The 12,752-nt window shown below is 73.1% G+C and carries 9 protein-coding genes; 6 read left to right on the forward strand and 3 right to left on the reverse strand.

The annotated features are described in order from the left end of the window. Positions 1–22: 22 nt before the first annotated feature. Positions 23–1,387 (forward strand): dipeptidase, encoded by a 1,365-nt coding sequence (locus tag ACN28C_RS12020; RefSeq protein ID WP_422773566.1) that lies wholly within the window; start codon positions 23–25, stop codon positions 1,385–1,387. Positions 1,388–1,408: 21 nt separating this feature from the next. Here ACN28C_RS12020 and ACN28C_RS12025 read toward each other — a convergent pair whose 3' ends face one another. Beyond that, positions 1,409–3,247 (reverse strand): hypothetical protein, encoded by a 1,839-nt coding sequence (locus tag ACN28C_RS12025; RefSeq protein ID WP_422773567.1) that lies wholly within the window; start codon positions 3,245–3,247, stop codon positions 1,409–1,411. 203 nt (positions 3,248–3,450) lie between these two features. Here ACN28C_RS12025 and ACN28C_RS12030 point away from each other — a divergent pair, with 203 nt between their 5' ends. From ACN28C_RS12030 to uppS, 3 genes are all read left to right on the forward strand, one after another. Further along, on the forward strand, positions 3,451–3,657 hold the full coding sequence (locus ACN28C_RS12030; protein ID WP_101367685.1) for a hypothetical protein: 207 nt from the start codon (positions 3,451–3,453) through the stop codon (positions 3,655–3,657). A 78-nt stretch (positions 3,658–3,735) separates the two neighbouring features. After that, complete coding sequence (locus ACN28C_RS12035; protein ID WP_422773568.1) at positions 3,736–5,547, forward strand: ATP-dependent DNA ligase; 1,812 nt, start codon at positions 3,736–3,738, stop codon at positions 5,545–5,547. Between the two features lie 52 nt (positions 5,548–5,599). Then, positions 5,600–6,376 carry a polyprenyl diphosphate synthase gene (uppS, locus tag ACN28C_RS12040; protein WP_422773569.1) on the forward strand — a complete coding sequence of 259 codons (777 nt, stop codon included), beginning with the start codon at positions 5,600–5,602 and terminating at the stop codon, positions 6,374–6,376. Positions 6,377–6,406: 30 nt separating this feature from the next. On the opposite strand, the gene ACN28C_RS12045 is transcribed toward uppS, so the two are convergent. Next, positions 6,407–7,282 (reverse strand): SURF1 family protein, encoded by an 876-nt coding sequence (locus tag ACN28C_RS12045; RefSeq protein ID WP_422773570.1) that lies wholly within the window; start codon positions 7,280–7,282, stop codon positions 6,407–6,409. A gap of 365 nt (positions 7,283–7,647) precedes the next feature. On the opposite strand from ACN28C_RS12045, the gene ACN28C_RS12050 reads away from it, so the two are divergent. Then, complete coding sequence (locus ACN28C_RS12050) at positions 7,648–9,738, forward strand: cobyrinate a,c-diamide synthase (protein WP_422773571.1); 2,091 nt, start codon at positions 7,648–7,650, stop codon at positions 9,736–9,738. A gap of 62 nt (positions 9,739–9,800) precedes the next feature. Next, entirely contained in the window at positions 9,801–10,370 is a 570-nt protein-coding gene (locus tag ACN28C_RS12055) for a GNAT family N-acetyltransferase (protein WP_422773572.1), read from the forward strand. A 106-nt stretch (positions 10,371–10,476) separates the two neighbouring features. Here ACN28C_RS12055 and ACN28C_RS12060 read toward each other — a convergent pair whose 3' ends face one another. Continuing rightward, positions 10,477–12,639: a transglycosylase domain-containing protein gene (locus tag ACN28C_RS12060; protein WP_422773573.1), complete on the reverse strand. Its 2,163-nt coding sequence runs from the start codon at positions 12,637–12,639 to the stop codon at positions 10,477–10,479. Between the last annotated feature and the right edge of the window lie 113 nt (positions 12,640–12,752).

Consider the following 12,752-nt stretch of genomic DNA (forward strand, 5'->3'; position numbering starts at 1 on the left):
GACCGGCGCTTACGATCTTTCTATGACCACGACTACCCGCACCGAGGCCGAACTGCGTGCCGCGATCGAACGCGAGATGCCCGGCGTCCGGGCGGACCTGGAGCGGCTGGTCCGGATCCCCGGCATCGCTTTCGACGGGTTCGACCACTCCCAGGTCGAGCGCTCCGCCGAGGCGGTTGCCGAACTGCTGCGCGGCTGCTCGCTCGACGTGCGGGTGGTCCGCTCCGGCGGCCAGCCGGCGGTGATCGGTAAGCGTCCGGCGCCGCCCGGCGCGCCGACCGTGATGCTGTACGCGCACCACGACGTGCAACCGGTCGGCGACCCGAGCCTCTGGCAGAGCGACCCGTTCGAGCCGGTCGAGCGCGACGGCCGGCTCTACGGGCGGGGCGCGGCCGACGACAAGGCCGGCATCCTGGCACACGTCGCCGCGTTGCGGGCCTTCGGCGATGCGCTGCCGGTCGGCGTGGTGCTCTTCATCGAGGGTGAGGAGGAGTACGGCTCCGACTCGCTGGAACGGCTCCTCGTCGAGTACCGGGACGAGATCGCGGCCGACGTGATCGTGATCGCCGACTCCGGCAACTGGGACATCGGCGTACCGGCGCTGACGACGTCGCTGCGCGGGATCGTCAACTGCTTCGTGGAGGTGCGTACGCTCGCCCAGGCGGTACACAGCGGCATGTTCGGCGGCGGCGTACCGGATGCCCTGACCACGCTCTGCCAACTCCTGGCCACCCTGCATGACCCGGCCGGCGACGTGGCGGTGGAAGGGCTGGTCAGCGGGGCGGGCGCGACCGTCGACTATCCGGAGGAGCGGTTGCGGGCCGAGGTCGGCATGCTCGACGGTGTGTCGTTCCTCGGCACGGGACGGCTGACCGACCGGTTCTGGAACAAGCCGGCGATCTCGGTGATCGGGCTGGACGCGCCGCCGACCGCCGAGGCGCCGAACGCGTTGGTGCCGTCGGCGAGGGCCAAGCTGAGTGTCCGGCTCGCCCCGGGCGACCAGGCCGCGTCGGCGTACGCCGCGCTGGTCGAGCACCTGCGCAAGCACGCCCCGTTCGGGGCGACCGTCACCGTGACCCGGGAGCACGACGGTGAACCCTGCGTGATCGACGCTTCGGGTCCGGTCTACGACGCGGCCAGGGCCGCCTTCCGGACCGCCTGGGACGGGGCCGAGCCGGTGGACATGGGGGTGGGCGGTTCGATTCCGTTCATCGAAACGTTCCGCCGGATGTTTCCCGAGGCCGCGATTCTGGTGACCGGGGTCGAGGACCCGCACGCACAGGCACACGGACCGAACGAGAGCCTGCACCTCGGGGAGTTCGCCCGGGTCTGCCTGGCGGAGGCGCTGCTGCTGGCCAAGGTCGCCGAGGCGAAGGCGGCCGGGTGAGCCGGCCGACCGATCGGAGGACTACGGCACCGGCCGGTGCCGGCGCCCGAAGAGCAGCAGCAGCACGCCGAGGAGCAGGGCACCTGCGCCGATCATCGCCGTCGGGCCGGTGCGGCTGCCGGTGATCGGCAGTCCGTCGTCGCCATTGCCGGCGCCGCCGCCTCCGCCCGGTTGGTTGATCAGAAGCTGGGCGCTGTTGCTCTTCGGACCGCTCTCCGACGACGGGCCGAGGCTGCGCACCGTGATCGTCCCGTCCGTGCCGGGCGCGGAGTTGATCTTCACTCGGACGGTGGACGACAGTACGCCCTCACCGGAAGCCGTTGCCGGCCAACGGGTCTCGGTCGCGCAGTCGACCTCGGTCAGCTCGGCGACCTCGTCGCCCTGCTCGTCCCGGAACGCGCACCACTGGCTGGGCAGCAGGACGGTGCCGCCGGGCGCGACGATCCGCCAGGAGGCGCCGCCGTCGGACGGGCCGTGGTTGGTGATCGTGTACGGCACCTCCACGGTGTCACCCACCGAGCCGGTGACCGGGCTGCTCCGTACCTCGAGATCATGGCTGTTCGCCTCGGTCCAGATGCTGAATTTGGCCACGTTGGCCGAGGCGGCGGCCTCGACCCGGGCCGGGCTCGCGGGCGTGCTCGGCTGCTGCGTGTCCGGGGACGGCGCTGCCTCGGACTGCGGGTCCACCTCGCCGCGCTCTGCCGTCTTGCTGCGCTCTGCCGTCTTGCTGCGCTCTGCCGTCTTGCTGCGCTCTGCCGTCTTGCTGCGCTCTGCCGTCTTGCCGCCGCGCTGCTCCAGCGCGGTACGTAGCTCGGCGACCCTGTCGGCCAGCGCGGGGCCGTCGGTCGAGCCGGCCCGGCGCAGGGCCTCGGACAGTGGCTGGTCGGCCAGTTCGCCGACCTCGACGCTACCGGCGTCCTCGGCCGGGCCCGGCAGGTTCTGGCCGAAGAGGACGTTGAATGCCGCGTCGCCGGACTCCGGCTCGGAGAAGGCGACACCGGCGCCCGGCTCGAGGATCAGGTTCATCTGGCAGGTCACCCGCTGCGGGCCGTAGACGTAGCCCGCTGGCGGCTCGCCGGGCGGGTCGTCGCCGTAGACACAGTCTCCGTACCGCTCGGCGAAGGTCGCGCCGAGCGGAAGAGTGATCGTCAGCGCGAAGCCGGGCAGCGCGGTGTCTCCGAAGTTGAAGACGGTGACGTGCAGTGGGCGCTTGTCGCCGCCGCCCACCCGCTGCTGCGCGGAGCCGATGTCGTCGACGCTGGCGACCAGGCCCGAGCCGGTTGCCCGGATGCTGACCGCAAGCTCGTAGGTCGCGGAGACCGCGCCTTCGGGGCCCTCGGCCGAGACGCTGACCCTGACGACGCCCGCCGGACCCGGCCGGGCGCCCGGGGCGCTGCTCAGCACGATCGGGTGCACCAGTCTCTCCTGCCCCGGGGCCAGGTCGCCGTGCCCGCACTGCACCGTCTTGTCGGACTGCTGACAGTCGGTGGCGCTGGAAGGGTCGGTGGTGCCGGGAGGGTCGGTGGCGCTGGAAGGGTCGGTGGCGCCGGGAGGGTCGGTGGCGCCGGGAGGGATGGAGAGAACGACGTCGCCGGTGGTGGGTCGGGCGTCGTAGAATGCCTCGACTCCGGTGGCCGCCGCGTCGCCCGCGTTGCGCAGGTGGAAGCCGATCGCGCTGCCGGCCGCGTCGATCCGCGCCTCGACGGTGCTGGAGACCTGTAGCTGCGGTGCGGCGGCCAGCTGCGGCTCGGCGGCTGCGGCGGGTGCCGGGGCCGGTGTGGCGGTGAGGGCGGATGCCACGAGCAGGGCGGCGACGGCTGCGGCGAGCCGCCCGCCTCGGCGGGGATCGGCGTTCGTCATGATGCTCCGGGGTCTGGCCGGCGAGCGGGCCCGGAGCGGACCGCGTCCGGCTGGAGGGGAGTGTGGCCGGCTGGCGGGTGAGTGTGGACAGAGGAACGGATGTGCGTAGTCGAAGATAACTTACGTCCACCGCGACCCGGGACCCCCCGGGAGAAACCGGCGAAAGCACCCGGCAGGATCACCGAGGCGGTAGGATTTCGAACATGAGTACGAACGAGGCCATTGCGCGGCTCGACGCCGCGGTCAGTGCGTTGCGGGACGTCGATGTCTCCGCGTGGTCCGAGGACGCGCTCCGGGACCAGCTCGGCGAGCTTTCCACCGTTCTCTGTGCGCTCGACGCCGCCCTCGCCCGGGTGGCCGACAGCGTGCGCGCCCGCGGTCTACGCATCGAGGAGCCGGCGCCGGTCTGACCGCTTCCGCCCCGGTCGGGCGGGGGACGCCGGGCAGACCGGACGAAAGTTGTCGGTGGTGGCTGCCAGGATGGAGCCGTGCGCTTCGTTGACCTGGCAGCCACCTCCGCCGCGGTCGCCGCCACCTCGGGGCGGCGGGCCAAGGTCGAGCTGCTCGCCGAGGCGCTGCGCACCCTCGCGCCCGACGAGCTCGCGGCCGGCTCGGCATACCTCGCCGGAGAGCTGCGCCAGCGGCAGACCGGGGTCGGTTATGCCAGCCTCCGCGAGCTGCCGCCGCCGGCCGACCAGCCGACCCTGACGGTTGCCGACGTCGACAATGCGATCGCCGCACTCGCCGAGGTGCGGGGCACGGGCTCGCAGAACCGCCGGCGCGAACTCCTGGCCACCCTCTTCGCCGCTGCCACCGTCGACGAGCGGCGGATGCTGCTCCACCTGTTCAGCGGGGAGCTGCGCCAGGGCGCCCAGGCCGGCCTGCTGACCGAGGCGATCGCCCGGGCGGCGGAGGTGCCGCTGCCCACGGTCCGCCGCGCCCTGCTGCTGGCCGGCGATCTGAAGACCGTCGCCGTCGCCGCACTGACCGGCGGCGCGAGCACGCTGGCCGAGTTCGCGTTGCAGGTCGGCCGCCCGCTCGCCCCGATGCTCGCGCAGAGCGCGGCCTCGGTCGAGGAGGCGCTGAGCGCGGTCGGCCTGCCGGCGGTGGTCGACGTGAAGCTCGACGGCATCCGCATCCAGGTGCACCGCTCCGGCGACGACATCGCGGTCTTCACCCGCAGCCTCGACGAGATCACACCCCGGGTTCCCGAGGTGGTGGCGGCCGTTCGCGCTCTGCCAGCCCGTGAATTGGTGCTGGACGGCGAGGCGATCGCGCTCGACGCGTCGGGCCGGCCGCGACCGTTCCAGGAGACGGCCAGCCGGGCAGCCACCAGAGGGGCCCGCCGAGCCGTCCGCGCCGAGACCGGCGGCGCGACCCGGCCGGCCCCCGGCGGCGCAGGTGTGGTCGGCGCGGCCGACGATGACGGCGGTGACGAGGCCGGCAGCCGGAGCTTCGGGGCGGCACCGGCCGGTGCGACGGCGGCCGGCTCGGCGCGGGGGGCGGTCGTGCCGGTGGACATCTCCGAGATGCCCCGCATCGGCACCTCCGGTGCGGCCCCCGCCGAGATACCTGCGCCCGACCATCCGACGGCCGCTGCCCCATCGGTGCTCTCGGCGGCGCGCACGAGCGGCGACGTCGTGCTGACGCCGTACTTCTTCGACATTCTGCACCTGGACGGCGTCGACCTGCTCGACGCGCCGGGGCACGAGCGCTGGACCGCGTTGGCCGGCATCGTCGCACCGGCGCAGCTCGTGGAGCGGATCACCGTCGACACCGTCGAGCAGGCCTCCGCGGCATTCACGGCCGCGGTCGACTCCGGGCACGAGGGGATCGTGGTCAAGGCGCCGGAAGCGCCGTACGATGCCGGGCGGCGGGGTGCCGCCTGGGTCAAGGTCAAGCCGCGGCACACCCTCGACCTCGTCGTACTCGCTGTCGAGTGGGGCAGTGGTCGGCGTAAGGGCTGGTTGTCGAACCTGCACCTCGGGGCCCGTGATCCCGAGACCGGCGGCTTCGTGATGCTCGGCAAGACGTTCAAGGGGCTGACCGACGAGTTGCTGCGCTGGCAGACCGAGCGCTTCCAGCAGTTGGCGGTGGAACGTGGCGACTGGGTGGTCCGGGTGCGTCCCGAGCAGGTCGTGGAGATCGCCTTCGACGGGGTGCAGAGCAGTCCGCGCTATCCGGGCGGGGTGGCCCTGCGCTTCGCCCGCGTGCTGCGCTACCGCGACGACAAGAGCGCGGCGGAGGCGGACACGATCGACACCGTACGGGCCATCCACGCAGGTCGGCGCGACGGCTGAGCCCGCCGTCGGAGGTCCGCCGGAAGTGGCCCAGGGTTGCTACGGTTCCTCCGTGATTTTCCGCCGCCCGCTCTACCGGCTGTACACCCGCCGCCTGCGGGCACAACTCGCCGGCAGGTCGCTGCCCCGGCATGTGGCCCTGGTGATGGATGGCAACCGGCGGTGGGCCCGGAAACAGGGCTTCGAGAATCCCAGCATCGGCCACCGTTACGGCGCGGAGCACGTCAACGAGGTGCTCGGCTGGTGCGCCGATCTCGGGATCGCCCATGTCACGATCTTCGTCGCCTCGACCGACAACCTGCACAAGCGGGCGTCCGGCGAGGTCCAGTACCTGATGAAGGTGATCGAGGAGATCGTGGTCGCCCGGCTGGCCGAAGCTCCCGGCCGGTGGCGGCTGCACCTCGCCGGTCGGCTCGACACGCTGCCCGACTCGACCCGGCACGCCCTGAAACTTGCCCGGGACGCGACCGCCGACCGTGGGGCCAGCCTCCATCTGACCATCGCGGTCGGCTACGACGGTCGGGTGGAGGTGGTGGACGCGATCCGCGCGCTGCTGGACCAGGCGGCGGAAGCGGCGGTCGCCCCCGCCGAGCTGGCCCGGCGGTTGACCGCCGAGGACATTGCGGCGCACCTCTACACCCAGGGCCAGCCCGACCCCGATTTGATCATCCGGACCAGCGGTGAGCAGCGGTTGTCCGGCTTCCTGCTCTGGCAGGCGGCCTACTCCGAGTTGTACTTCTGCGACGCCTACTGGCCAGGTTTCCGGTACGTCGACTTCCTGCGTGCCCTGCGGTCGTACGCCGCCCGCCAACGCCGGTACGGCGCCTGAACGTCACCGGACACGGCTTGTCCGCGCAGATCAGGGGCGAGGACCGGTCGTCGACCGGTCCAGTCCGTCCTGGCCCACCCGGTCGTGGCTTGTCGGGTTCTCGCCCAGCCGGTCCGGGCCGATCCGGTCCCGCCCGGCGTCGTTCCTCGTGTCGCCGCGCGCCTCCCGCCGGACCGCCCAGCCGAAGCCGACCAGGGCCAGTACCGCGAAGAGCCACCACTGGACGACGTATCCGCCGTTCAGCCAGTCGTTCTCATGCCGGATCGGTATCGGGGTGAAGGCCGGATCGGCGGCCGGAGTCTGCTCGTCCAGCAGCAGATATCCGTGGAAGACCGGATAGGGCAGCTCACGCGCGAGCGCCGGTACGGCGACCCGCCGGGTCTCGAGCCGGCCGTCCCGACGCACGACCGTGTCGGGTCTGCTCTCCGAGAGGTGCACCCGGCCGACCACCGTCACCTCGCCGGACGGCACGGCGGGAATCTCGGGCCGGGACAGCGCGCGCCCGTCGGCAGCCGGCGGGATCCAGCCCCGGTCCACCAGCACGGCACTGCCGTCGGCAAGCCGCAACGGGACGAGGACCTCGAAGCCGACCCTGCTCTCGACGGTGCGGCTACGGATCAGGATCACGTTCGTGTCGTCGTACCGCCCGGTCACGGTGACCCGGGTCCACGCCGCGTCGGCCGGCGGTGCCTGCCCGGTCGTGCCGGCCGCGCCACCCGGTCGGGGCAGCACCTGCTCGACCGGCACCGGCGGCAGCGTGGCGGTGCGGTCGATTCGCTCGTTGGTCGCCGCCCGCTCCTGGTAGCGACTCAACTGCCAGTTGCCGAGCAGCACCATCACCGTGGCCGCGGCCAGGGTCAGCGCGAGGATGCCCAGCCAGCGGGGCGTGAGCAGGAACCGGTACACAGCACGAGGCTACCGGGCAGGCCGGGGGGCATCCCAGGTGGCCGGCGCTGCCGGTTCCCGAATGATCGGCGCGCGGGGGTGCACGCGGAGCAGTGCGCTTCGGTGGCGCCGCTGTCCGGTCTACGGCTCGGCGGGGGCGGCGGGGCGGCCGGTGCCGGGTATCCTCACGCGCGTCGGTTCGATCGACGGGTCGGACCGGCCGGTCCAGCGGACCACCACCGCGAGGACCGCGCCCGCACGCCGGCCCAGAGCCGCCCCGCAGGCCACACCAGAACCGCCCCGCACGTCGTACCGCCCGCACGTCGTACCGCAAGCTCCGCGCCGGCCGCTCCTGGCCGGTGGCCGCGCCCCGAGGAGTATCAACCATGATCGCCGCGCCGCGCGTAGTGGTGAGTGCACCGTCGTCCGGACACGGGAAGACCGCGATCGCGGTCGGCCTGCTCGCCGCCCTCGCCGCCCGTGGACTGGGTGCCACCGGGTTCAAGGTCGGCCCCGACCACACCGACGCCGCCTATCTCGGCCTCGCCGCCGGGCGGCCCGGCCGCAATCTCGATCCCCGGCTGGTCGGTTCGCAGCGGATCGCCCCGCTCTTCGCGCACGCCTCCGCCGATGCCGAGATCGCGGTGGTCGAGGGCACCATGGGTCTCTTCGACAGCCTGGCCGGCCGGCCGGAGGTCGACTCGACCGCCGCGATCGCCACCGCGCTGCGCGCGCCGGTGGTGCTGGTCATCGATGTCGGCTCGATGGGCCAGTCGGTTGCCGCGCTGGCGCACGGCTTCCGGGCGTACGACGAGATGCTCTGGCTCGGTGGTGTGATCCTGAACCGGGTCGCCTCGGACCGGCACGAGCAACTGCTCCGGGACGCGCTGGACGACATCGGCGTACCGGTCTTCGGGGCGCTGCGGCGGCGGGATCTGCCCGCCGTCCTGCCGTCCCGGCAGCACGGCGTGGTGCCGGTGATGCAGGGGGCCGTGGAGGCGCACCGGGGGGTGCGCCGGCTCGGCGAGGCGATGGCCGGAGCCGTCGACCTCGACCGGCTGCTGGCGTTGGCCCGCTCGGCGCCCCGGGTGCCGGTGACCGTCTGGTCGCCGGCGGAGGCGCTCGCCGAACTGGGGCCGGTGCCGCCGGCCGACGCCGCGTCGGCCCGGCGCCCGGTGGTGGCGCTGGCCGGCGGACCCGCCCTCTCCTACTCGTACGCGGAGACGGCGGAGCTGCTGGCGGCGGCCGGTGCCGAGGTGGCGACGTTCGACCCGCTCCGCGACGAAGCGCTGCCGGAGGGCACCGGCGCCCTGGTGATCGGCGGCGCGTTGCCCGAGGCGTACGCCGAGGAGATGTCCGCCAACCGCCGGCTCTGCATCGCCGTCGCGGAGCTGGCTCGGACGGGCCGACCGGTGATCGCCGAAGGAGCCGGGCTGCTCTGGCTGGCCCGGGAGTTCGACGGGCGCCCGATGTGCGGAGTGCTGGACGCCGCCGGGGTGAGCATGGAACGGACCGTGGTCGGCTACCGCGAGGCGACGGCGCAGGCCGACACCCCCGTGGCCCGGCTCGGCGCCCGGGTGGTCGGCTACAAGCAGCACCGCGGCGTGCTGACCCCCCGGTCCGGGCAGACCCCGGCATGGAGCTGGGGTGGTGGCCCGCCGGAGGGGTTCGTGTGGCGCCGGGTGCACGCCTCCCAGTTGACCCTGCACTGGGCGAGCAGCCCGGTGATCGCCAGCCGCCTGGTCGCGGCCGTGGCGGCGGCCGTTGCGCCCGCGTCGGCCGGGCAGCCCGGTGCGCCCGCGTCGGCCGATTCGTCGTCCACGTCCGTGCCGGCCGGGCCGCCGTCCGCGCGGTCCGCCGCCCCGGGCGCGCCCGGGGCGGCGGCGCCGGCACCTGATCGGGTCACCCCGGCCGCGCTGGTGTCGCCGTCCGGCCCGTCCAGCCCGTCCGATCCGGCCGGGCCGGCGGCTCCGGTGTCGCCCCCGCCACAGTTCGGGCCCTCCGCGCCGGCTGGGCCGATGTCGTCGGTCGCGCCGGTTTCTCCGCCCGCGCCGATGTCGTCGGCCGCGTCGGTCTCGTCGGTCGCGCCGGTTCCGCCCCCGGCTGCGGGCCGGCCAGCCGTTTCCGCCGGGCCAGCCGTTTCCGCCGGGGCCGCCGTTTCCGCCGGGGCCGCCGTTTCCGCCGGGGCCGCCGTTTCCGCCGGGCCAGCCGTTCCCGCTGGGCCAGCCGTTTCCGCCGGGGCGGCCGGTACCGCCGGGGCCGCCGGTACCGGCGGGCCAGCCGTTCCCGCGTCCGGCCACCCGGCCCCGACTCCCGCTCATCGGTCGGCCGGACCGGCGGGCGCGGGCGTCGGTGACCGGCCGGCACCCGTCCGGGGCGGTGACGACTCGAAGACGCCGCCAGGGTCGGGCCGGACGGAGGGCGAGCCGGCCGCGGATGGCACCGGTCCGGGTCGGCCGGCGCGGTCGGACCGGTAGGCGGTGGGCCGGCAGAGCTGGGTCGGGAGGCGGACCGGAGGAGAGCGGGGTGATTCGGCGGAATGAGCGGAGAGGTAGCGGTACGCCGCTTTCCGACCCTGACCGTGTCGACGCCCCGGATGCACGTACGACCGCTGAGGGCCTCCGACGCGACCGCGGTCTCCGTCATCTTCGCCGACAAGCAGACCCAACGGTGGCTGCCGTTCCAGCGTGAACTGGGGCAGATCGACGGCGCGGCCTGGTGCACGGAGATGGCCCAGGAGCGGCGGGACAGCGGCAACGGCGACCACTACGGCGTCGTCCGGCGCGAGGACGAGCGCCTGGTGGGCTGCCTCTGGACGAAGCGCACCGACTGGGGCGGCCGGGTCACCGAGGTGTCGTACGCTATCGCGCCGGAGGCACGCGGATTCGGCATGGCGGCGGAGGCGGTCGACGCGCTCGCCGTGGCGTTGATCCTGGAACACGGCTTCCAGCGCCTCGAACTCCGGGTGGCGCCCGGCAACACCGCGTCGCGGCGGGTCGCGGAGAAGGCCGGGTTCACCTACGAGGGGCTGCTGCGCAACGCCGGGTACGTGCACAGCGGCCGGGTCGACCTGGAGGTGTGGTCACTCGTCGCCGCCGACCTGCAATGAGCACCACTCCACCACTCCACCACTCCACCACTCCACCACTCCACGGCTCCACTGCCCCGGCGGCCGGAGCCGGGCTGGCCCCGGAACCTCTTCAGCGACGCCCCGGCTAACCGACCATCTCGTCGGAGGGTGGGGTGAACTGGCGTACCGGTTGGTCCTTCAACGCGTCCTTCAGGAATCCGGCGACCGCGTCGATCGGCTTGTTCGCCGGGCCCGAACCGACCGGGTTCATCGGGCTGTCCGGGTCGGAGAGGAAGCTCGCCGCCGCCAGGTTGGGGGTGTAGCCCACGAACCAGGCGGCCCGGTCGCTGTCGGTGGTACCCGTCTTGCCGGCCACCGGCCGGCCGACGACGCCCCGGACCCGGTCGGCGGTGGACCAGCCGCCGCAGGAGCCCCGGGCGGGCGTGTCACCGGTGGGGCACCGGGCGGCGTCGGTGGCGGCCCGCGCCGCGTCGGCGCTGACCTCCTGGCTGCACCGGGGCAGGGCGATCTCCAGATCCATCCCGGAACCGGTCCGGTACGTCGCCGGCAGCCCGTCCGCCCCGACGATCGAGGTGACCGGCAGCGCCTCGCAGAACCGCCCCTCGGCGGCGACCGTGGCGTACGCGTTCGCCATCTCCAGCGGGGTGACGTCGGAGACCCCCAGGGTGAACGAGCCCCACTTGTGCGCCTGGTCCGGCGACGCCTGCCGCTTGTCGATGTCGGTACGCCACTGCAGGCCCAGCCGCTCGGCGAGCCGGACCACGTTCTCGGCGCCGACCTGCTGCTCCAGCCAGACGAAGTAGGTGTTCACCGACTTGCCGAAGCCGGACCACATGGTCTGGTGCCCGCTCATCGCGCCGCTGGCGTTGGACGGGCACCAGTAGCCGCCGCAGTCGGTGGGTCCGCCGCTGCCGTCCGGATAGATCGAGACGATCCGGTGCGGCGAGTTGAACGCGGTGCTCAGCGGTAGGCCGGCGTCGAGCGCGGCGAGCATGGTGAACATCTTGAAGGTGGATCCGGCCTGGTAGCCGGGGAGGTCGCCGCCGCCGAGCAGCGGGACGACGGTGTTCGGATAGTTGCCCTTCATCCGGCCGCGCTTGCTGGGGTCGGAGTGCGGGCCGTTCTCGCTCTGGTCGAGCGAATAGGTCCGGTTGACCGCCATCGACCTGACGTAGCCGGTGCCGGGCTCGACGGCGACCAGGCCGTGCGCGTACGGGCTGCCGGCGGACTCGTCGGCCAGCACCTGCCGCTCGGCGATCTCCTGGGTCTCCGGGTCGAGGCTGGTGATGATGGTGTAGCCGCCGCGACGCAGCTTGTCCAGGCGTTCCAGCGAGTTCCTGCCGAACGCGGGCTGCGCGGCCCACCAGGTCTTCAGGTAGTCGCAGAAGAAGCCCCAGTCGTTGTGCTCCTCCGGCACCGACATGCAGTCGTTCGGCGGGCTGCTCAGCCGCAGTTGGATCGGTTCGGCCTGTGCCGCCGCCGTGTCCTGCGGGGAGAGGTACCCCATCGCCTGCATCCGGTCGAGGACGTAGTTGCGCCGGTCGGTCGCGGCCTTCCGGTCCGAACTGGCCGGGTCGTACGCCGTCGGCGCCTTCACCAGCCCGGCGAGGGTGGCCGCCTCCACCGGGGTGAGGTCCTTCGGCAGCTTGGAGAAGAAGATTTCCGACGCGGAGAAGATGCCGTACGCCCGGTGCCCGAAGTAGGCCGAGTTGAGGTAGCGCTCCAGGATCTGCGACTTCGTCGTCTCCTTCTCCAGGTCGAGGGCGAGCCGCATCTCGCGGAGCTTGCGCAGTGGCGTCTGTTCGGTGGCCTCCTGGACCTCGATCGGGCTCTTGGCGCTGTCCCGAAGCGCCATCCGGACGTACTGCATGGTGAGCGTGGAGGCGCCCTGGGAGACCCCGCCGGCCTGCTGGTTGGCGACGAAGGCCCGGACCACGCCCTTGGGGTCGACCCCGTTGTGTTCGTAGAACCGTGAGTCCTCCGACGCGACGATCGCCTGCTGGATGTACGGGGACATCTGGGAAAGCGGCACGTACCGCCGGTGCTCCTCGTAGAAGGTGGTGATCAGGGTCGTGCCGTCGGCGGCGTAGACGTAGCTGGTCTGGGCGGGTGCGGAGGCGAGCAGGTCGGCGGGCGTCTTTTTCACCAGGTCGGCACCGGCCTTGGCAGCCAGACCGCCGGCGGCGACGAACGGAAAGAGCGCCGCCGCGACGACCACACCGGCGATGAGTCCGGCGCGGAGCAGGGGCACGAGTCGACCAGGGGTGGAGTGGGTGGGGTTGGTCACGGCTTCAAGTTATGACGAATCCCGGTAAAACATGATAAAGATTCGCGGATATGCCGGTCTCCGGGACGATCAACTCGACGGCTGCGGCCCGGCGCCGTGGCGTCCGCTGGCAG

The sequence above is a fragment of the Plantactinospora sp. WMMC1484 genome, from assembly GCF_049315195.1.
Classification (GTDB): domain Bacteria; phylum Actinomycetota; class Actinomycetes; order Mycobacteriales; family Micromonosporaceae; genus Plantactinospora.

Excerpts from the sequence above, each read along its gene's own strand:
- ACN28C_RS12020 (WP_422773566.1), top strand. The coding sequence starts at position 23 with ATGACCACGACTACCCGCACCGAGGCCGAACTGCGTGCCGCGATCGAA.
- ACN28C_RS12025 (WP_422773567.1), bottom strand. The coding sequence starts at position 3,247 with ATGACGAACGCCGATCCCCGCCGAGGCGGGCGGCTCGCCGCAGCCGTC.
- ACN28C_RS12030 (WP_101367685.1), top strand. The coding sequence starts at position 3,451 with ATGAGTACGAACGAGGCCATTGCGCGGCTCGACGCCGCGGTCAGTGCG.
- ACN28C_RS12050 (WP_422773571.1), top strand. The coding sequence starts at position 7,648 with ATGATCGCCGCGCCGCGCGTAGTGGTGAGTGCACCGTCGTCCGGACAC.
- ACN28C_RS12055 (WP_422773572.1), top strand. The coding sequence starts at position 9,801 with ATGAGCGGAGAGGTAGCGGTACGCCGCTTTCCGACCCTGACCGTGTCG.